At 60.5% G+C, this 20,658-nt stretch carries 21 protein-coding genes; 11 read left to right on the top strand and 10 right to left on the bottom strand.

The features are described 5' to 3' along the window. Positions 1–3: 3 nt before the first annotated feature. From J2X71_RS09615 to J2X71_RS09605, 3 genes are read right to left on the bottom strand one after another with little or no spacing between them, the layout of a single operon-like run. Positions 4–723: a GntR family transcriptional regulator gene (locus J2X71_RS09615; RefSeq protein ID WP_310381635.1), complete on the bottom strand. Its 720-nt coding sequence runs from the start codon at positions 721–723 to the stop codon at positions 4–6. A gap of 35 nt (positions 724–758) precedes the next feature. Next, the gene (locus J2X71_RS09610; protein ID WP_310381633.1) at positions 759–2,189 is read right to left on the bottom strand and encodes an MATE family efflux transporter; all 1,431 of its coding nucleotides are present in this window, start codon (positions 2,187–2,189) and stop codon (positions 759–761) included. Positions 2,190–2,200: 11 nt separating this feature from the next. Beyond that, positions 2,201–2,836, bottom strand: coding sequence for a cysteine hydrolase family protein (locus tag J2X71_RS09605; RefSeq protein WP_113320851.1), 636 nt, complete (start codon positions 2,834–2,836; stop codon positions 2,201–2,203). Positions 2,837–3,139: 303 nt separating this feature from the next. On the opposite strand from J2X71_RS09605, the gene J2X71_RS09600 reads away from it, so the two are divergent. The 8 genes from J2X71_RS09600 (at position 3,140) to J2X71_RS38100 (ending at position 10,490) form a co-directional block, all read left to right on the top strand. Beyond that, positions 3,140–4,255, top strand: coding sequence for an extracellular solute-binding protein (locus J2X71_RS09600; RefSeq protein WP_310381630.1), 1,116 nt, complete (start codon positions 3,140–3,142; stop codon positions 4,253–4,255). Positions 4,256–4,269: 14 nt separating this feature from the next. Further along, positions 4,270–5,322 carry an ABC transporter ATP-binding protein gene (locus tag J2X71_RS09595; RefSeq protein WP_310382177.1) on the top strand — a complete coding sequence of 351 codons (1,053 nt, stop codon included), beginning with the start codon at positions 4,270–4,272 and terminating at the stop codon, positions 5,320–5,322. Positions 5,323–5,324: 2 nt separating this feature from the next. Beyond that, positions 5,325–6,197 carry an ABC transporter permease gene (locus J2X71_RS09590; protein WP_310381628.1) on the top strand — a complete coding sequence of 291 codons (873 nt, stop codon included), beginning with the start codon at positions 5,325–5,327 and terminating at the stop codon, positions 6,195–6,197. Next, a complete protein-coding gene (locus J2X71_RS09585; RefSeq protein WP_310381626.1) occupies positions 6,194–6,994 on the top strand; it encodes an ABC transporter permease subunit in 801 nt (266 codons plus the stop codon). Before J2X71_RS09590 ends, J2X71_RS09585 begins: the two co-directional genes overlap by 4 nt. A gap of 16 nt (positions 6,995–7,010) precedes the next feature. After that, the gene (locus tag J2X71_RS09580) at positions 7,011–7,631 is read left to right on the top strand and encodes a cysteine hydrolase family protein (RefSeq protein ID WP_113320833.1); all 621 of its coding nucleotides are present in this window, start codon (positions 7,011–7,013) and stop codon (positions 7,629–7,631) included. Position 7,632: 1 nt separating this feature from the next. Further along, entirely contained in the window at positions 7,633–9,018 is a 1,386-nt protein-coding gene (locus J2X71_RS09575) for an amidohydrolase (protein WP_310381623.1), read from the top strand. A 48-nt stretch (positions 9,019–9,066) separates the two neighbouring features. Then, positions 9,067–9,954, top strand: a complete 888-nt coding sequence (locus tag J2X71_RS09570) for an MBL fold metallo-hydrolase (protein ID WP_310381621.1) — start codon at positions 9,067–9,069, stop codon at positions 9,952–9,954. A 329-nt stretch (positions 9,955–10,283) separates the two neighbouring features. Further along, entirely contained in the window at positions 10,284–10,490 is a 207-nt protein-coding gene (locus J2X71_RS38100; protein WP_405049703.1) for a helix-turn-helix domain-containing protein, read from the top strand. Positions 10,491–10,542: 52 nt separating this feature from the next. Here J2X71_RS38100 and J2X71_RS09565 read toward each other — a convergent pair whose 3' ends face one another. The 5 genes from J2X71_RS09565 to J2X71_RS09545 form a co-directional block, all read right to left on the bottom strand. Beyond that, entirely contained in the window at positions 10,543–11,451 is a 909-nt protein-coding gene (locus J2X71_RS09565) for a homocysteine S-methyltransferase family protein (protein ID WP_310381619.1), read from the bottom strand. Positions 11,452–11,571: 120 nt separating this feature from the next. Continuing rightward, positions 11,572–12,261, bottom strand: coding sequence for an ABC transporter permease (locus tag J2X71_RS09560; protein ID WP_310381616.1), 690 nt, complete (start codon positions 12,259–12,261; stop codon positions 11,572–11,574). Between the two features lie 12 nt (positions 12,262–12,273). Next, on the bottom strand, positions 12,274–12,999 hold the full coding sequence (locus J2X71_RS09555) for an ABC transporter permease subunit (protein WP_310381614.1): 726 nt from the start codon (positions 12,997–12,999) through the stop codon (positions 12,274–12,276). A gap of 12 nt (positions 13,000–13,011) precedes the next feature. Beyond that, complete coding sequence (locus J2X71_RS09550; protein WP_310381612.1) at positions 13,012–13,785, bottom strand: transporter substrate-binding domain-containing protein; 774 nt, start codon at positions 13,783–13,785, stop codon at positions 13,012–13,014. 44 nt (positions 13,786–13,829) lie between these two features. Continuing rightward, positions 13,830–14,609, bottom strand: a complete 780-nt coding sequence (locus J2X71_RS09545; RefSeq protein ID WP_310381610.1) for an ATP-binding cassette domain-containing protein — start codon at positions 14,607–14,609, stop codon at positions 13,830–13,832. A gap of 162 nt (positions 14,610–14,771) precedes the next feature. Between J2X71_RS09545 and J2X71_RS09540 the strand changes: the two genes are divergently transcribed. After that, on the top strand, positions 14,772–15,236 hold the full coding sequence (locus tag J2X71_RS09540) for an Lrp/AsnC family transcriptional regulator (protein ID WP_310381608.1): 465 nt from the start codon (positions 14,772–14,774) through the stop codon (positions 15,234–15,236). 108 nt (positions 15,237–15,344) lie between these two features. Here J2X71_RS09540 and J2X71_RS09535 read toward each other — a convergent pair whose 3' ends face one another. Further along, positions 15,345–15,566: a hypothetical protein gene (locus tag J2X71_RS09535; RefSeq protein WP_310381606.1), complete on the bottom strand. Its 222-nt coding sequence runs from the start codon at positions 15,564–15,566 to the stop codon at positions 15,345–15,347. A gap of 389 nt (positions 15,567–15,955) precedes the next feature. Here J2X71_RS09535 and J2X71_RS09530 point away from each other — a divergent pair, with 389 nt between their 5' ends. Beyond that, on the top strand, positions 15,956–16,348 hold the full coding sequence (locus J2X71_RS09530) for a YciI family protein (protein WP_310381604.1): 393 nt from the start codon (positions 15,956–15,958) through the stop codon (positions 16,346–16,348). A gap of 31 nt (positions 16,349–16,379) precedes the next feature. After that, positions 16,380–17,651, top strand: coding sequence for an RNA polymerase sigma factor (locus J2X71_RS09525; RefSeq protein ID WP_310381602.1), 1,272 nt, complete (start codon positions 16,380–16,382; stop codon positions 17,649–17,651). A gap of 104 nt (positions 17,652–17,755) precedes the next feature. Here the strand turns inward: J2X71_RS09525 and J2X71_RS09520 are convergent, their stop codons facing one another. Further along, positions 17,756–20,650 carry a patatin-like phospholipase family protein gene (locus J2X71_RS09520; protein WP_310381600.1) on the bottom strand — a complete coding sequence of 965 codons (2,895 nt, stop codon included), beginning with the start codon at positions 20,648–20,650 and terminating at the stop codon, positions 17,756–17,758. Positions 20,651–20,658 lie beyond the last annotated feature (8 nt).

Here is a 20,658-nt window from a genome sequence, read left to right as displayed (position 1 = left end):
CCGCTACAGAGAAACGGACGGGGCTTTTAAGCCGGCATATTCCTCGTAGGAATCCTCGACGGTGAGGATATGGCTTCGCATCGTATCGGCGGCAAGTTCGCGGTTGCCCTGCAGGATGGCGACGAGGATCGCGTCATGTTCTTTGTACGATTTCGCCAAACGTCCTGTGGTCAGAAACTGTGCGCGACGAAACGGCGATAGCCGCCGACGCGTCGCGAGCGTGATCTCCACAAGGTAGGCGTTGTGGCTGCCGGCATAGATCGCCGCATGAAACTTCTCGTTGAGCACATGATAATGGCTCGGATCGTTTTCCTTGAGAATCTGGGCAAGGCCTTCGTGAATGGTCTCGAGATTGCGCCGTTCCGAAAGGGTCATGCTGGCGGCGGCGAGGCTTGCGCAAAGCGCTTCAAGCTCCGCCATGACGTGAAACATCTGCCGCAGATGTTCCGGCGAAGGACGGGTGACTATTGCGCTACGATGCGGCCGCGTCTCGACGAGGCCCATGGCTGCCAGGTCCCGGATCGCTTCCCGCAAGGGGGTTCGCGAAACGCCGTAGCTTGCGGCGATCTCGGTCTCGTCGAGCGGCATTCCCGGCGACAGCTTGCCATCGACGATATCGTCTGCAAGGCGCGTGCGCACTTCCTCGGCACGCGTCAGCTTCCGCCGCGATCCGGCTTCCTTGATCAAAGAATTGTCTTCGCCCCGGCTGGGTCTAGTCTTCATTATGTTGTCCAAAGCGGCCATCTTTGCGAGTATTCTTATGTCGGACTGGTGAGCTTGCGCAACATGCTTCGACCTCGGCGTGTATTAGGCGATCCCGTCACCGATATAACCGCGCTATCGGCAAGCCTCCTCCAGCGCAGGAGAAGCGTGCAGGCGACACTTGTAATGCCCACCAATACGCCGAACCAGATGCCGACGGCGCCGAGACCGAGCCCGAAGGCGAGAAAGATTGCGATTGGCATGCCGAGCAGCCAATAACCGCAAAGACCAATGATCATCGGCACTCTCGTGTCCTTCAAACCGCGCAGAGCGCCATTGGCTGCCGACTGCATGCCATCGAAGATGAGAAACGCCGCGAGGATCATGATCAGCTTCTGCGCCAGCGCCTGGATCGCCGAAAATTCGGCGACCCCTTCGGCGAGGAACACGCTGGCAATGTCTTCCGACGCCACCAGCAGGATCGCGCCGAACAGCGCCATCAGGCCGGCTGCGGCGATCAGTGAGAGATTGCCAGCCAGCCGGGCGACCGCGTCTCTGCCGGCACCCAGATGGTAGGCGACGCGGACGGTTGCCGCCTGGCCAATCGCAACGATCGGGTTGAAGGCGATGTTGTTCAGCGTATAGGCAATCTGGTTGGCAACGATCGCAACCGTCCCCAAGCCGCTGGTAATCAGTGTCAGCACCAGCGTCATACCGAGTTCCGCCGCATAGATCAGCGCGATTGGCCAGCCGATCGACCAGACATCCCTCGCCGCCTTTGCCGCCGTCGGAAAGGCGCTGCGGAACGTCGAAAGCGGCAAATGTCCTCGAGCAATTGCATAGGTCGTCAAACCGCCGGCGACCAGCCACCAGGCGATCACATAGGCGAGGCCGGCACCCGCAATCCCATGGCCGGGATCGCCGAAGGCACCAAAGGTGAGAACCGACAGAAGCGGCACATACGAGAGCGCCCCAAGCCCGACCGACACCATGATCAGCCAGGATTTTCCCGATACCGAGCAATAGAGACGGATCGGCGCGATCCACAGGATAGCCGGTAGCGCCCAGGCCGCCCGGCTGATGAACTGCTCTACATCGCCAAGAATTTCGGACGTGACACCGAACGGCGCAAGTACGGACGGCAGATTGAGGAGGATCGCCACCGATAGGAGCGAAAATACGAGGCCGACCAGCACGGCCCCGCCATAGGCATAGGCCGCGCCATCCTCCTCAACCGTCGCCGTTTCGCTTCTTCCTTTTGCGGCCGCCATCAGCGGGTGCGCGCCGGCGATCACACCTTGGGAGACGACCGTCAGCGCCTGGATGAAGATGGCGCAGAGGCCACCGGCCGCGAGCGCCGAGCCGCTGAGGCGGCCGAGCATGACGCTCGCCGCCAGGCTCATAACGAGCTGGCTTGCCTGGGTCACAGCCAGGGGAGCTGCGATGCCTGCAAGCGAGCGCAGTTCATTCCATGTCGTACGGCTCATGCTTGTCCCGATCAGGCTGCAGCAACCTGACCGGCGAAGGCATCGATGACCTCCTGGGCGCTGCGGCGGGCGCCGGCCTGCAGATATTCCATGGCGACCAGCGCCGCATCATGCGCAGCCTGCCCGGAACCGGATACGCAATCCTCGATGACGCGGCAGTAATAATCGCCCTGGTGCGCATCGACAAAGCTGTAATGAATGCAGACATCGGTGAAGCCGCCGACGAAGAACAGGGTCTCGGCTTTGACAGCCTTCAGCAGGATTTCCATTTCGGTGCCGTAGAAGACCGAATAGCGGCGCTTGGTAATGCGCAGGTCATCCGGACGCATCTCCATTTCCTCAACCGGGAAGGGCGTGCCTGGCGAGCTTTCGAGGCAATGGATGCTTTCCGAGCCATCCAGTTCGCGTCCGAAATCGATCAGGCTGTCGCGATGGGCTTCCTGCACGAAGATGACGGGAATGCCGGCCTTGCGGGCGGCATCGACGACCGACTTCGCACGCCAGTTGCGCTCGATATGATCGCCCATGAATTCCAGGCGGGACGTCGTCGGACGCGGCATGAAGCCCGACTTCTGAATATCGACAACGATCAGGGCGGCACGACCGACGATCATAGGCTTCGGCACGATCGGATTTTCAGACGTCATTTTCACTCGCTCGCTTTGAATAAACACCCTCGCCATTCCTCTCCTCGACCATCAGATTCGGTTGGGGGGAACGGCTTTCACGGCCGCAATTATACACGTCGAAATTCAGTATGCAACATTGCATACAATACGCATATTATTTGTGCATATGCCTATTTGGCTTCACGTTTTAGGGCGCATAGAGTCAAACAAAAACTTCTTCAACTTCCATATCTATTTGTTTTCGTAAGATTCTTCCAACATGGCACGGCCGTTGCATAGTTCTTGATCATCCACTCATGGAACAGTTAAGGAGAACATAGCATGGCATCCAGAAAGCCCTCCTCGCCTTCCGGTCAGGACAACAACTCGGCGATATCGCGCAGATCGGTCCTGAAAGCCGCCGGCGGCCTTGCCGCTGTATCGATCCTTTCGGCGCCCTTCGTGCGTCCCTCCTATGCCGCAGCGACGCTCAAGGTCTCGAACTTCGGCGGCTTCTTTGAGGAAGCTTTCGCAAAGAGCGTCTATCCGGCCTTCACCAAGCAGACCGGCATCGCGGTTCAGTCGATCCCGCAATCCGGCAGCTCGCAGTTCCTGGTCCAACTCGGCCAGGCAATCCAGGCTGGCTCGGCACCCATGGATATCTGCTGCGCCGGTCAGGCGGACGTCATCCGCGGCCGCCAGCGCGGCCTCTGGGCAACGGTCGAAAGCTCGAAGCTCAAGAACCTCGGCAACCTGATGGAGGGTTTCGTCTATAGCGACGGCGGCAAGGTCGACGGCGTCGGCGCCATGGCCTGGTACATCACTCTGATCGCCAACCCGTCCGAATTCGAAAAGCTGCCGGACAGCTGGACGGAACTCTGGAAGCCGCGCGCTTCCGCCTGGGGCCTGCAAGGCGGCGGCAACAGCGTGCTGCTCGACATCGTCGCCTCTGTCTATTTCGACGGTGCCTCGACGCTCGATACCCAGGAAGGCATCGACAAGGTCATCGCCAAGATCGCCGAGCTGAAGCCCAATGCAAAGCTCTGGTGGACCGACGAAGGCTCGATGCAAAGCGCCTATCAGAACGACGAGGTCGTCGGCGGCCTCTACTTCCACGACGTCTCGATGATCATGAAAAAGGAAGGCACCGACGTCGCCTCGATCTTCCCGAAGGAAGGCGCCGTGCTCGGCTACAACGCATGGTGCGTTCCGAAGGTCGCCCAGGTGACCGACGCGACGATCGCCTTCCTCGATTGGAGCGCCACGCCGGAATGCCACGAACTGATCGCCCGCAATGTCGGCGCAGCACCGCTGATCGAGCGTTCGAAGCTCAGCTTGACGGATGACGAGTTCAACGCGGTTTCCTTCACTGGAAACCCGATTGTCGTCGCGTCCGCGGCAAAGGTGAAGAACGCCGACTACATCTCGACGCAGATGCTCAAGATGCTCGGTCAGTAAATCTGGACGGAATGATGCAAGGCTTGGAAATTTCACACCTCACGAAGTCCTTCGGTACAAATACGGTCGTCTCCGACGTCTCGCTTGCCATCGAACAGGGCAAGTTCGTCTGCTTTCTCGGTCCGTCCGGCTGCGGCAAGACGACCCTGATGCGGATCATCGCCGGCTTGGAGCAACCCACGAGCGGCACAGTGCGTCTCGATGGTCGTGACATCACCGGAATTCCGACGAACGAACGAAACTTCGGAATGGTGTTCCAGGCCCTTGCCTTGTTCCCGCATCTCGATGTGGCCGGCAATATCGGCTACAGCCTTCGCTATCGGACGATGGCGAAGCACCATAAGCAGGAACGGATCGACGAGCTTCTGAAGCTGGTCGATCTGCCCGACATGCAGTCGAGGCGGGTCGATCAGCTCTCCGGCGGCCAGCGGCAGCGCGTCGCGATTGCCCGCGCCCTGGCGCAGGAACCGCTTCTCTTCCTGATGGACGAACCGCTCTCCGCGCTCGATGCGAAGCTGCGCGACCATATGCAGGTCGAACTGCGGCAGCTGCAACAGAAGCTCAAAATCACCACGATTTTCGTCACACACGACCAGCGCGAGGCAATGACCATCGCCGACCAGATCGTTGTCATGGCGCATGGCAAGGTGCAGCAGGTCGGCAGCCCGGTCGATATCTACCGCAAGCCGGTCAACCGGTTCGTGGCCGACTTCATCGGCCAGAGCAATCTCGCCGAGGGAACTCTCGTCGATCGCGACCATGTGCGGATCGGCGAAAGCGTGATCACGACCAGCCCCGCTCCCGCCGCACTCAAGATGGGAGACCACGTCACGGTCTGCGCCCGGCCGGAAAGCACGCTCATTGCGCGACCGACTGCCGGCAGCGATGCCCCGTCCGGAACGGTCACCTTCGTGCGCGACCTTGGGTCGAGCGTCGAAGTATTTCTCGAAAGCGGTGGCCGCCAGGTCGTCGCCTCTCTTGCTCCCGCCGCCTGGGCTGCGCTCGAAGGCGCCAGCGAATTTTCCATCTCCTTCGCACCGGGATCGGTGACTGTGCTGGAGGATTGACCATGTCGCTCGTATCCGGACAAGACGGCATGAACCGGCAGCGTCTGTCGGTGGCATTCGGCCTGCTCTGGCCGTTCTTCATGATCGTTGCCTTTTTCGGCGTGCCCTTCGTGCTTCTGCTGCGTGTCAGTGTCGCCCGCGTCGATCCCGCCTATTACCAGGGCAGCGGCTGGTCGCTCGAAGCGATGGCAAGCCTGTTCCAGCCCATGGTGATGAACGGCCTCGCTTTCTCGCTCTGGCTGGCGCTGACGGTCGCCACGCTCAGCATGATTATCGCCTTCCCGGCGACCTATTTCATTAGCCGGATGAGCCGCAAGGCGCAGATCGTCTGGCTGATCGGCCTGCTGACGACGCTTGCTCTGTCCGAGGTGCTGATCACCTTTTCCTGGCAGATCATCCTCTCCAAGCGGGTCGGCATATCGAATATCGCCGTCTTCCTCGGCTTCCTCGACAAGCCGGTGTCGCTGACGCCGAGCTTTTATGCCGTCGTCAGCTGCCTGATCTATGTCGTCATCCCCTTTAACGTGATGACCATCTATCCCGGGCTGTCGCGTATGGACGCCTCCTACATGGAAGCGGCCTCCACCATGGGCGCCACCCCGGTCCGGGCCTTTTTCAACGTGCTTCTGCCCCTGATGCGCAAGCCGATCGCCACCGCCTATCTGACGACGGTAGTGATGACGATCGGCGCTTATGTCGCGCCGCTGGTGCTCGGCGGCCCGAGCAACTGGACGATCGGCGTGATCATCAGCGAAGTCGCCAATTCCGCCCAGAACCTGCCGCAGGCCTCGGCAATCGCAGTCTTCCTGATGCTGGTCACCGGCGCGATGATTCTGGTGATTAACCGCATCGGCGGGAAAGGATACACGTCATGAGCCGGTTCGCCGTGAAGCTGCTGCGCCAGTTCTTCCTGCTCTGCCTCGCCTTCTTCCTGGCAGCGCCGCTCATCATCGTCGCGGGCGTCAGCTTCAACACCACGGCGCAGATGACTTTTCCGCCGCAGAATATCAGCCTGCGCTGGTACTGGACCTTCATGGAGGATCCGGCATGGACCTCGGCCTTCCTGCGCTCCGTCATTATCGCGATCGCCTCCTCGCTGCTGACGATCAGCGTCGCCTTTCCTATCGCCTATATCCAGTGGAAGACCAATTCGCGCTTCGCAAAGCTGCTGGCGGGCATGGCGGGCGTCCCCTTCATCCTGCCGCCGGTCGTCATCGCCGTCCTGTTCCTGCTTTTCTGGGGCACGGTCCGGCATGTCGGCCAGATCGAGAACATCGTCATCAGCCATGCCGTGACCTTCATCGCCGTGCCGCTGGTGATGATCTCGCTCGGCTTTTCGGGAATCGACAAGTCGCTTGTCGAGGCCGCGCGCACGATGGGCGCGCGCGACAACGATATCCTGAGAACCGTCGCCGTACCGATGGTCCTGCCCTTCGTCGTCTCGAGCTTCATCTTCGTCGCGATCTTCAGCCTCAACGAATATGTCATCGCCTTTATGGTGGCGGGTTTCACCGCCGAGACGATGCCGGTCAAGATCTTCTCCAACATGCGCACCGGCTTCTCGCCGACCATGTGCGTTGGGGCGGTACTCTTCATGCTGATCGGTCTGTTCGGCTTCATCACCGTTGCTCGCCTGGGCAATCTTCCGAAACTTCTCGGTGCACGTTTCTAGATCGAAGGAGCATCCCATGCCAAAGAAGCAAAACCCCATGATCGTCGGCCAGCCGGTCCTGATCGTCGTCGACATCCAGAAAGTCGGTTTCGACGATGATGGCTCGATCCCGCTGATGCCGGGCATAATCGAGCGCATGCGCAAGGCGCGTACGGTCATCGATGCCGCCCGCGAAGGCGGCGTGCCGATCATCTTCCTGCAGGAAAGCCACCGCAAGAGCGGCGTCGATTACGGCCGCGAAATGGATGGCGACGAGGACATGCACCTGCGCGAAGACTGGGAAGGCACCAAGATCGCCGCCGAGGAAGTCGGGCTGCGCGACGACGACTATGTGATCGTCAAGCGCCGTTATTCCGGCTTCATCGGTACCGACCTGCAGATCCTGCTGCGTGGCCTGAAGGCTGAGACGCTGATCCTCGTCGGCGGCCTCACGAATATCTGCGTCCATTATACCTTCGCGGATGGCCACCAGTCCGATTACCATTGCCGCGTCGTCGAGGATTGCGTCGCGGGATCCTCGATCGAGGCGCATGACGCCGCGCTCGCCAATATGGAATATCTGCAGCATGGCGCCCGCCGTACCGCTGCAGAGATCAACGAAGCATTCCTCGCTTTCAAACAGGGGAAGGCTGCCTGACATGCAGGATCGCTTGAAGACGGAAACACGCCGCATCTGGTCGGGGCTTGCCGCAGAAATCGAGCAACTCTTTGCGGAGATGTGGAAAGTGCCGGAACTGCCGGCGCTGGAATACAAGTCGCAGGCGATCCTCTGCGACTTCATCGAACGGCACGGTTTTTCGGTGGAACGCGGCGTCGGCGGCGTGCCGACCTCGTTCATCGCCCGCATCGCCAAAGGCGACGGCCCGAAAATCGGCATCCTGATCGAATACGATGCGCTGCCGAGCCTCTACAATGACGCGGTTCCCTACCGGCAGGGCAATCGTCGCCTGCCCGGCCATGGCTGCGGCCACAATCATATCGGCCCGGCCAATACCGGCGCCGGCATCGCCGCCGCAAAGGCGATGATCGAACTCGGCCTGCCCGGCGAGATCGTCATCGTCGGTTGCCCGGCCGAGGAAATCGGTTGGGGCAAGCTTGCGCTGCAGGCAGCCGGCGTGTTTGACGGGCTCGACCTCGTCCTGACCTCGCACGGCGACTACCAGAACGGCTCGCTTGCCCGGCCATGCCACGCCATGGCGAGTGGCGAATTCAAGTTCATCGGCGAAAGCGCCCATGGCGGCAAGACCGCCACCCGCAACGCACTGCTGGCCGCAGAAGCCGCCTATGCGGAATTCGACAGCCTCCGCAAGGAGGTTTCCGGCCTGCAGCTGAAGCACGTCTATCGCTTCGCGGGCATCACACCTGGCGTGACGCCTGAGGAAGTGCGCCTCTGGTCCTCCGTCCGGCATCATGACTTCGACATAGTGCAGCAAGGTTACCAGCTGATGCTCGACACCTACAGCCGGATCGCTGCCGAACAAGGCGTCGAACTGGTGGCCGAGCAGATCGCCAATTGCCGCGGCTATCTCGGCAATGACACCGTCGGACGTGTGCTGGATACGTGCCTGAGGGAAATCGGCCCGCCGCGCTGGACCGAAGCCGATATCGAATGGATGGAGCAGCTTTCCGCCGCCTGTGATCCCGGCAAACCTTTCAAGCTGCATCGTGAACTCGAATATTTCGACACTGGCATCGATTATTACGGCCAGGATGACGGCGACATCAGTTGGCATATCCCGCTCGGACGGGTTAACTGGGCCTATCCAGACAATGTGCCGATCCATCACTGGGCATGGACGGCGCTGTCAGGACATTCGTCGAGCAGTCCGGGGCCGCTGATGGCGTCGGAAGCGCTTGCCATGGGCGCAATCACATTGCTGGCATCGCCGGAAACGATCGCTACCGCCAAGGCGGAACTCAGCGAACGCACCGGCGGCAAGCGTATTCCGGGACCGGCACCGACGATTTCCGACGTGCTGGCAAAGGATCCGAAGTCCTTCTGGGACGCGACCTGGGCGCGCTGAAGCACCCCGCTCATCATAATGTAAAGGCTGATGTCCAGGAGGAACCGAATGAAGGGCATGCTTGACGACTTCCGCATATTCGAACCATATCCAGGCATATTCGCCTATTATGACGGGCGCATCGCCGGCAAGCGGCTCTATTCGGAAGGGCCCAACTGGCTCGACGACGGCGCCTTCAGCCTCGGCATCGCATCCTATGCGATCGTCGATGGCAATGAGGCGCTGGTCTACGACACCCACATAAGCCTAGACCATGCCCGCGCCATCCGCGCCCATCTGGAAGCGCGAGACATCTCGAAGATCACGGTCGTCCTCAGCCATTTTCACAACGACCATATCGCCGGCAACGAGGTATTTGCCGATTGCATCATCGTCGCGAATGGCGCGACCGCCCGGCTTCTCGAAGCGGAAAAACCGCGCATCGCCGCCCGCCTGCCGAAGATCGATCCTGTCATCATGCCGAACAGCCTGTTCGACGGCAGCCGGTCGATCACGGTCGGAAGCCGCGCGATTGAACTCCACGAGTTCAACATCCACAGTCCCGATGCGACGATCCTATGGCTGCCTGAGGAGCGGCTTCTGTTTGCCGGCGACACACTCGAAGACACCGTCACCTACATAACGGATGCTGCCGCCCTGCCGCAGCATCTGGAAGAACTGAAACGTCTGCGCTCCTTTCCCATCGCCCGTATCCTCCCCTGCCATGGCGATCCGGATCGTATTTTCGCAGGCGGCTACGAGCCTTCCTTCATCGACGCGACGATCCGGTATGTCGAGGCGATGAGTGACGAGGCGCCAGAACCGGAGATCTGGCGCAAGCCTCTGGCCGAAGCGGTCAGCGAGGATGTGAAAAGCGGCGCGCTGATCTACATCCCCGCCTATGAAGATGTGCATGTCTCCAATATCGCATTGCTGAAGACCTTCCGAGAAAGGTGAGGCGTTTACGAACGCTCTCCAATGACATCCACTACGCCAACGGACCCGACCTGGGCGATGACCGGATTTATGGAGCATCCTTGAACAAGCGGCACGGGGGATCAGGCTGAAGTTTCGGGTTCATGCAGGCTATGCCGGTCTGCAATCTCACGCTGATGTGCAATCCGATCGAGCCTCTGCCCCAACCCCCTCGCGTGATGGTCTTGATGAGATTCGAACTGCCAGACTGGGAGCTTCCGACAACATTATCGTTCACCGCCAAGCAAGATCGGGTGACTGCATCGACGCTCGAAACCGTCGCCGAGGATATGGGAATGCTGCCATAACCTCTGGCAACAGATAAAGCCCTGGCGGCCGTTCTGGCGCAGACAATCGAGCGAGGTGGCTTCGCCATCGATGATCTTAACCGCCAGATCTATCAGATGACCATGCGGCAAGCAGATGGCAACGTAGCACGGGCAGCCCGTAGGCTCGGGCTCAGTCGGGCCCAGTTCGCCTATCGGCCGGGTCAGATCAGCAACGGAAGGAGCCGCTAAAACAATGCTGCCGCTGCCAACTCCCAGGCTATGAGCGATTTCGGCGGGTGCTTCAATCCAAAAACGTCTTCCTCAAGCGATGAATATGAGCAGCACCGATGCCGCAGCAGCCACCGATTATTGTCGCACCCGCTTCGACCCAGGAGCAGGCATAACGCGAATAGGCATCGTCATTCAGATCGTTGCGGGTGTCGTGCAGACCTTCATTGGCGGCTGCGTCGCCTGTTTCCCCTTCGAATGCATTGGCGTAGACGCCGATTTCGATGGAAGCATCCATCTTTCGGAAGACCCGCGCTGCCGTCTCCACTGCCGCCTGCATGACTTCGGGCTTGCTGCAATTGAACAGGAGAGCCTCGGCGCCCGATGAAACCGCCCAGGATGCCGCGTCCTCGACCCTTTCTTCGGAGCGAAGCTTCGGTTCGCCGCCACTGATGGCTGCCTCGTCATCCGCCAATGTGAAGGAAATCCAGAACGGCTTGCCTGATGTCGCCACCGCCTTGCGGACAGCCTCTGCCTCGGCGATCAGGCTCAACGTCTCGCCGAGCCATATATCGACGAAGGGGCCGAGGTTTTCGACAAGCACCTTAAGATAATCCTGCACTCGCGAAGGCTGAAAGTTCTGCGGCTCGTACGAGCCGAAGATCGGCGGCAGCGAACCGGCGACCAGCACCTTCCGATCTGTAACGGCATCGGCTGCCTCGCGCGCCAGGCGACCTGCGAGACGGATCAGCGCCGGCCCTTCCTTCCAAAACCGGTCCTCGCCGATGTGAAAGGGCACGAGCGCATAACTGTTTGTCGTAACGACCTCAGAACCGGCGGCGATGAATTCCTGGTGTACCTTGCGCACGATATCCGGCGAGTTGATCAGCGCCAATGCCGACCATTCCGGTTGTTTCAGTTCGGCACCCAGCCGCAGCAGCTCGCGGCTCATGCCGCCATCGAGAATTCGCGTCGTGCTCATGAAGAGGTCTCCATTCAGGCTGTCGCGCCGTCAGCGGCGGCGGGCTTTTCATAACAAAGTGGGCGAGTTGCGCGTGGTTCGTGCGCCAGGGAATTCATGAGCCAGTCCTTTTACGTCGGCCTAGCGGCGAACCGGCACCTGCGCTTCGAGACCTCGAAAGACGCGGGCGATCACTGCGGTCAGCGCGAGATAGAAGAGGGTGACGACCAGCAGCGGTTCATAGACGAGCAGCGTGTCCTGCCGAACCTTGTTTGCCACGGCGTAGAGATCCATCACCGTCACCGTAAAGGCGAGCGGTGTCGCCTTGAGCTGCATGACGATCTCTCCTGCAATCGTCGGCAGGGCGATGCGAATGGCACGCGGCAGCCAGATGCGGCGGGTCAGCATCCAGGGTGAAAGGCCGAAGGCCCGGCCCGCTTCGAGCTCACCCTTGGGAACTGCAAGCAGCGCGCCGCGCAACACCTCTGCCTCATAGGCGGCATAGTTCAGCGTGAAACTGACGGCGGCAAAGAAGAAGCCCTCGCGCAAGACTGGCCAGAACAGGCTCTGGCGGATGCCGGGGATCATGGGGAGCAGCGAGCCCACCCCGTAGTAGAGGAGCCATAACTGTATCAGCAGAGGTGTGCCGCGGAAGAAGGTGCAGTAGCTGCGGGCGAGCAGCCGTGTCAGCCCGCCGCCGCTGACCTGCGCGAAGGCGAGGCCAATGGCGATGACGAAGCCGAACACCACGGAAATCACCAGCAGGCAGACCGTCTGCCAGACGCCCGTCAGAAGCAGCGGCCAATAAGAAGAGATCCAGGTGAAACTCATGGGGCGCTTTCTTCAGGCAAGGCGCGGCTGCCCTCGCCGTACCCGTCCCTCGATCAGCTTGACGATGACGTTGGAAACGAGCGTGATGGCGAGGTAAAGAAGGGCCGAGGCGAGGAAAAAGACGAAGTAGTGTTTGGTGCTTGCCCCGGCAAGACGGGTGGCGAGCGCCAGCTCCTGATAGCCGACGACCGCGACCAGCGCGCTGTCCTTGGTGACCGACATCCACAGATTGGCAAGACCCGGCAGGGCGTTTGGCAGGAGCGTCGGCAGCAAGACCCGGCGGAACCTCAGCACCGGTCCCATGCCGAAGGCCTTGGCGGCTTCGATCTGACCGACAGGAATGGCGAGGATCGCGCCGCGCAGCACCTCCGTCATGTAGGCACCCTGCACGAAGCCCAGCACCATGACGGCCGCGACGAAGCCGTTCACGTTGACCGGTGGCAGGTCCAAGGCGGCCAGGAGGCGGTTGAGGCCATCGGTGCCGGCATAATAAAGCCCGACGATCAGGATCAGCTCCGGAACGGCGCGGATCACCGTAGTGTAGAAATCGAGCAGCAAGCGGAGCACGCGATTGCCCGAAAGCTTTCCAAGCGCGCCGCCCATGCCGAGCAGCAGGCCAATCGCGAAGGCGCAAGCCGAAATGGCGACCGTGGAGACCGCACCTGCCAGAAGAACGCCGCCCCATCCCGGAGGATAGGGAGACAGCAGGTCCAGAATACCTTGTTGCGCGGTCGCCATTATCAGGACTGCTTACTTTGCGCCGTAGATGTCGAAATCGAAGTATTTCTTGGTAATGGCGTCATACTGGCCGCTGGCACGGACCGCAGCGATGGCCGTGTTCAGCTTGGCTTTCAGCTCCGTGTCTTCCTTGCGCAGGCCACCCGAAACGCCGGCGCCGAGAATTTCCTTGTCGTCGGCGACGTCACCCATGTTGGCGCAGCAATCCTTGCCGCCATCGCTTTTCAGGAAAGCGTCAAGTGCCAGTGAATCGCCAAAGACATAGTCGATACGGCCAGAAGCGAGATCCTGAAAAGCCTCGTCGAGTGTCTGGTAGGTTTTTTCTTCCGCAGCCTCGGCGAAATACTTCTTGTAATATTCCGACTGGATCGTCGACACCTGAATGCCGATGGTCTTGCCCTTCACGTCCTCGGCAGTGGCGCCCGGCTTCTGGTCCTTGGGACCGATCAAGGTGCTCGGCGTGTTGTAATATTTGTCGGTGAAGTCGATCACCTTCGAGCGTTCCGCGGTGTTGGACATCGACGACCAGATCACGTCGAACTTCTTGCTTTGCAGTGCCGGAATGAGACCATCCCAGGAAATGTCGACGATCAAGCATTTCTCCTTCATCTCTTCGCAAACGGCATTCATCAGGTCGATTTCCCATCCCTGCCATTGGCCCGACGCGTCCTTGGCGAAGAAGGGCGGATAGGATTCATTCATGACGCCGAAGCGGACTTCGGCCTGTGCGGTGACGGCAGAAAGCACGAGTGCCGCGCCGGCGAAAAGCGTGGGGAGCAGTTTCATTCGCAGGATTCTCCTGGTTTGTGTTGTCGACGAGAGTTCGCGCATCAGTGGGCGCGCAGACCGGTAAATTCCCGGCAGCGGGCGCTCACTGGCGCCCCGAATATCTGCTCCGGCGGACCTTCTTCCTCGATCCGTCCCTGATGCAGGAAGAGAACACGGCTCGAGACATCCCGGGCGAAGCGCATTTCATGCGTGACGATCAGCATGGTCCGGCCTTCTTCCGCGAGATCACGGATGACTTTCAGAACTTCGCCGACCAGCTCTGGATCAAGCGCCGAAGTCGGCTCGTCAAACAGCATGACATCAGGGTCCACGCAGAGCGCTCTTGCAATCGCCGCGCGTTGCTGCTGACCACCGGATAAGAAAGCGGGATAGACGTCGCGTTTATCGAAGAGCCCGACCTTGTGGAGCAGTGCCTCGGCCTTTTCGATGGCCTCGCGCCGCGAAATGCCCATGACGTGCACCGGCGCCTCGATGACATTTTCCAGCACCGTCCGATGAGCCCAGAGATTGAAACTCTGGAAGACCATCCCGAGCCCGGTCCGCACCCGCTCGATCTGCCGCCAGCTGCGCGGCTGCGGCCGTCCGCCCCGACCGATCTTCAGCACAATCTCCTCGCCGTTGACCGCAATCCGGCCACGATCCGGCATTTCCAGGAAATTGATGCATCTGAGGAAGGTGCTCTTACCGGAGCCCGACGAACCGATGATCGAAATCACATCGGACTTGTGGGCCTGCGCCGAAATACCCTTGAGAACCTCTTGCGAGCCGAAGCTTTTATGAAGATCTTCGACGCGAAGAGCAGGAAAGGGTTGATCCGACATGCATGGTTCCGGCTGAACTGAATTTGCGAAGGATAATGAAAAAATAACGCGGTTTTTTCGCGCAATTTTCATCCATTCTGCATATTTTGTGCAAAATAATCTTCCCCGTGCGGCAAATGCGGCAGAATACGTGAAGTGCTACGGCAGGAATTGGACTGGGCAATGGAACAACTGGATCGCTTTGACCGTGACATTCTCGATATCGTTCAGCGAGACTGCCAGCTGAAAGCCGAAACGATCGCCGAACGGGTCGGGCTATCGGTCTCGGCCGTGCAGAGGCGGTTGAAGCGCCTGCGCGAGGAAGGGATCATCAAGGCGGAGGTGGCCGTCGTCGACCGCAAGTCGACGGGGACATCGATGGTGTTCATCGTCGGGATGGAGATCGAGCGGGACAATTACGACGCGCTGGCGAAGTTCCGCCTCTGGGCAGAAAAGCAGGATCACATACAACAGGTCTATTACGTCACAGGTGCGGTCGATCTGATCGCGATCGTCACCGCCCGCGACGTCGAGCACTATGACGACATCGCGGCCCTGATCATGGCGGAAAACCCGCAGATCCGCCGCATGCACACGAATGTCGTGCTGCGAGACGTCAAGCTCGGCCTGTTCGTCCCGCTGGAATAGCGTGCAAGCAATGGTCCCGCCACCCCGTTGGGTTTGGGCAGCGGAGAGGTCCCAGGTAGCACCGGCCACTTATTGGGTGACAATCAAGGCTCAACAGAGCCTGACAGCTCATTCCTCAGGCACGCCGTCAAGAAGGCCATCATAGACATCCATGAGCGCGTTGGTGATCGCCTGACCCAGCGCGTTTCCGGCTTGGCGAACATCGTCATCGGTGCCGTCCCGCGCTGCCCTTGCAAGCTCGAAGCCCTGGTCGCCAACGATCTGCTTGGCCATTTCGATTGCCCATAGCCCGAAATCGCCGCGGTTATCGATCTTGATTGTATCGTTCATGTGCTGGGCTCCTGTGATCAGCAGCGAGGATTTACCCACTCGCGCCAGGAAAGGCCAGCCTTCGACGTGGTGTGATCTGCTTCAATCTTTCATGATGCGCCTGGATGGGCACCGGCGCTCTCAGCGAACTGGTTGTCGCAAGAAGCCTATGGGAAGTCAAAAGCGCCGCGATGGCTTGGCGGATCGTTCAATCCAAGGATTTTCTGCGGTGAATTCGTTTATGGCGATCTCGAGGAGCTCCGGGGCGGATGCAGGATTTGCCGGCGCTCTGCTCTAAGCCGATTTTTTCAAGATTATTGTCGATTTGCGAAAGGCTGCTTCGTTGTCAATATGAGCGGGCTTGTTCAGCGGCAATGGTGCCGGCGTCTCGCTACCGGAGGAATCTTCCTATGCGTTTCATGTCTATCGTCACGTCCACCGATTCGATGCACCCGACGCCCGAGCTTATCGAGGCGATGGGCAAGCTTGCCGATCGGGAAATCAAGGCCGGCCGCATGCTCGACACGGCAGGCCTGATGCCGCTCGCGACCGGCGCCCGCGTCACGATCCGTGAGGGCAAGCTGAACGTGATCGACGGGCCTTTCGTCGAGGCCAAGGAGGTCGTCGGCGGTTATGCGATCTTCGAGCTGCAAAGCAAGGAGGAGGCCGTGGCGCTGGCGGTCGAGTTCATGCAGTTGCACAAGGATCTTATGCCCGGCTGGGAAGGCACGTGTGAAGTGCGCGCCTATTTTGAACCGGGTGCAGACGGAATCTGCGACCCTCTCGCCGAAGCAAGGGCATGATCCTCTCGACCTGTAATCGGGACGGACGGCCGTGACGGTCGCCGGCACCCATCAAACGATCCTGGCCGTCTGGCGGATCGAACAGCCGCGGCTTATCACCAGCCTGGCACGATTGCTTCGCGACGTGCCGCTGGCCGAGGATCTTACCCAGGAAGCGCTCACTGTAGCACTGGAACGCTGGCCGACGACCGGAATCCCCGAACGGCCCGGCGCATGGCTCATGACCACTGCCAAGCGTCGGGCGCTCGATCATCTGCGGCATCGCCGGATGCTGGATCAGAAGCACGAGATGATTATTCGGGAAATGGAAGCAGAAGAGCAGATCATGCCCGATCTAGACACTCCTCTGGATGACGATATCGGCGATGAAATGTTGCGCCTGATATTCACGGCATGCCATCCGCTGATCTCGCGCGAGGCGCGTGTGGCCCTGGCTTTACGGATGATCTGCGGCCTGACGACGCAAGAAATCGCCAGGGCATTTCTGGTGACGGAAGCGGCGATCGCCCAACGCGTCGTCCGCGCCAAGAAGACATTGTCGGAATCGGGGCTGGCCTATGAGACACCGCATGGCGAGCAGCTGCCGCAACGTCTCGCTTCGGTGCTGGAAGTCATCTACCTGATCTTCAACGAGGGTTACACGGCCGCCCGCGGCGACAACTGGTTTCGGCTGCAATTGTGCAATGAGGCGCTGCGGTTGGGCAGGGTCCTAACGTCAGTGGCGCCGCAGGAGCCGGAGGCGCACGCTTTGCTGGCCTTGATGGAGCTGAACGCGTCCCGTGCTGCGGCGCGCACGGATGCGGCCGGCAATCCGATCCTGCTTCTAGAACAAAATCGCGGCCGCTGGGATCAGTTGCAGATTCAGCGCGGGTTGAAGGCGTTGATGCGGGCACAGGAGCTTGACGGTGCTGGCGGGATTTATGCCCTGCAGGCCGCGATCATCGCATGTCACGCAAAAGCGATAAGCGCCGATGAAACCGATTGGAGGCGGATCGCTGATATCTATGCGGAACTTGCCGGGATTCTGCGTTCGCCAATCGTCGAACTCAATCGAGCCGTGGCCATCGGCATGGTCGAAGGCCCCAAGGCGGCACTGGACATCATTGAAAGCCTGCGCGATGAGCCTGCATTGAAGAACTATCATCTTCTGCCGAGCGTTCGCGGCGATCTTCTTTATAGGCTTGGCCAATACGACGAAGCGCGACGAGCCTTTGAAGCGGCAGCCGCGCTTTCCGAAAATAACAGGGAGCGTGATTTCCTCATGCGCCGTGCCGGCGAAGCTGCCGCCGCATCGAAGGGTTGATCCGGCTGAGAGCGGCTCTTTTTGCTTTAAGCTATTCTACAGCCTGAAGGCCGCCCCATCGGTCTCCGCCGTTTATCACGACCAGCGACACAGGCTTGCCTTTTCTATTGCCCCGTCAGTCCTGCCTGAATGTCCCGGCAATCGTGCTTGCCTCCTGCTCCTGCGAGACTAGCCAGAAGATCCCTCCACCGCTCGTCATGCTTTGCGACGTCATCCTGCTGAGCCCAAAGCTTGACCTTCTTGGCTGCGGCCTCGTCCTGATAGGTTTCCGCGACATCGCTGTGCAGCGTCAGAACCAGCGTTTCAACGTCTCGGGCAGACAGGATCTCGGTCTCCGATAAGCTCTTGGGATTGGTGAACGAGAGCGAATTGGGAAGCAGCCAATGCGTCCCGATTCCGCCATCTCGGAAAACACGCGGCATGGTGATCTCGTGGATGCTGACTTCAGAATTATGATCGCAATAGAGCTTCTCGATCGCCGTGCGAAGCTCCGTCTCGAGGCCGAGGCCCAACTGGCCCCCGGCGCCAAGCACCGAGCCAAAACCGAAGCTCTCGCTATAGCGGCCGGCCGGCGCCGAAACATCGGCGATGACGACGTGCAGCGGCGGCAGCGTCTGCGGTGATTGCGGCGCTGAGTGGAACGCATTGCGGATGGCGTAGTAGAGCGTCATGGCGCCACGGTTTTCGACCGCTCCGCCATCGGTCACCCAGTATCGTGTCCTTGCTTGGCCGGATGCTTCGATGTCGATTGCAGCATCGGGAAAGATCGGCGGAAAGTTTGCGCTCAGGGCTGCGGCGCGCGCGATCGACATGTCCGCATTGTCGAGTGTGACGAGCTGCATGTGCAGCGATCCGTCGTCCGGCGGAGACGCAGGCGCGGCAAGATTGGTCAGCACCAGCCGTCCGCCCGCCCGGGCAGCATCCAGAAATTGGCGGCAGCGTGTCGCTCTCTCGGGAAGCGAAAGGCTCCGATCGGCTTGGCAGGAGGGACTGTCATCGGAAAAAGATCCGACGATCGCAGTGTTGAGCATCAGGCCAAAGGACGGCGCTTCCATCGTTCCGGCACCCATATGACAGATGAAGGATTCAGCGAGAATCGCGCCCAGTCTCGAGCGTGCCGGTATCCAGCCCGTCACGTCCTCATCCGGCCTTTGAGCTTCACGGCAGGCCGAGGACGCCCAATGCCAGCGCCCGAAGGCGAAGCGCATATCGCTCGCACCATCGATCACCTGTTCGATGAAGGGCAGCGCCATGGCTTGCGAAAAATCATCCCATGCCTTGACGTCCATGCTGTCACGTGGCCGGCGAAGCTCCTGCTCATGAAGCGCGAAATAGCCGAGCGCAGCGCTGCCACCAGAGACGCCACTGACAAGCACGACGTTGCAGATCTGGTCGTGCTCGGCCAGCCCCCGCAGCAGCGAGGCCGTGTAGATCGCCGCACGCGTGCCGCCACCGGAGGCGATAACTGCAATTCGCGGCGTTGTGGGCTGGAGCGGACCGCAGCCGCCATTGGGTTGGCCGCTTTCGAATAGGAATGACGCGGGCTGCTTGCCCACATGTCGTTCGGAGCGGATTGCAAGTTCCGGAGGCTGGATCGCCCGCAGGAAACTGAAGACAGCAGGACCGCCGATGAGGCCATAAGCCAGCGCGCCGACGAGGGCGGGATAGACGAGCGTCGAGCGCTGGAAATTGCGCAGGCTCGCAAGCAGATCCCCGGCCGGCGCCTGCTCGGCGGGCAGGCGCTCCAGCTGCGCACGAAACTGCGCGAGCACTTCCGCCGGCGTCATGAACTGTATCGCCCGGCCAGACGCGGCCTTGGTCCGCTGCTGGTACTGATCCTCGTAGCGGCCCTCGATCTTCAGGCGCCCCGCGCCATGCAGCGCGATTGTTCGGCCTTGGTTGCGGACCGTGCTCAAGGTCTCGCTGCCTTCATAGTCGTAAGCGATTTCGACAGGAGTGATCGTCTGCCGCTCCCTGTCCATGAGACGCATAAGCCGGCGCGCGACGAAGTGATCGCACCAGAAGGCATAGTACCAGGCGACGGCATAGGCGAAGGCGATATAGCGCATGAGCGTCGTATTGCCGTAGCCTTCGGAGCCGGCATTGAAGAGATAGGTGATGTAATGGACGTCGGCGAGGCGAAGCACTGCGACGACAATGACGAGAACGCTGATGACCCGCTGCGGGCCAATGAAGAAAAGACGCCCGATCGTCTGAAGGATTTCCATCAACCGGTCGAACAGGATGCCGAGGAAAAGGGCGATCCATGCGGCAAACCCGGTCACCAAGAAAGCGTACCAGAGATAGTGATCCGGCACGAACAGGGTGAGTAGCGATCCGGGCAGAAGCAATTCGACCGGATAGCGGATTGGGGCGATGACAAGGGCCGACACCAGCGCGGCAATCGGTCCGCGGCCCATGAAATCGTAGCGATTCTTGGGCAGGAAAAGCTCCACTTTCGGCAGGCTGTCGGCAAGCCCGCCGCCTGCATTGGAGCGGAATAGGCACCGCGAGAGCAGCCAGGCCGCCGGCAGCGCAAGCACGAGTGCGCAGACGATCACGGCGCCGATATGCAGGCGGGGCCGCGCCGTCATCATGCCGTAGGTTTCCGGGCGCGAATTGATGATGAGAAGCGCGGCAAGGGCCGCAAGGATCACCAACTGTCCGGCAAGCAGATACTGGTTGAAGACCGCTTGCCGGCTAGCTGCCGCATGCAGCAGGAAAAGAAGCGCGAACCCGATCGCAAGCAGACCGAGATTGCCCCAGCGCATCTCGACGGCCGGACCGAGCGCCATGACAAGGGTCAGAATGCCCCCGAGCAGCGGCACAAACCAGGCATAGCCGTCGGGTGCGAGCCATCGCCACGCGAGGCGCCGCCCCTTCGGCAGCGGCTGGTTCAGCCAGGCATCGAATTCCCGCCACCATCGAACGAAGCCCCGGACGCGTTCGCCGAGCCAATTGTAGATGCTGGCTTCCCGATGGATGGGGTGTTCGCTCATCAGCGTGT

The sequence above is a fragment of the Rhizobium sp. 1399 genome (assembly GCF_031455475.1).
Classification (GTDB): Bacteria; Pseudomonadota; Alphaproteobacteria; order Rhizobiales; family Rhizobiaceae; genus Rhizobium.
This window is presented reverse-complemented; position numbering and strand designations above follow the sequence as displayed.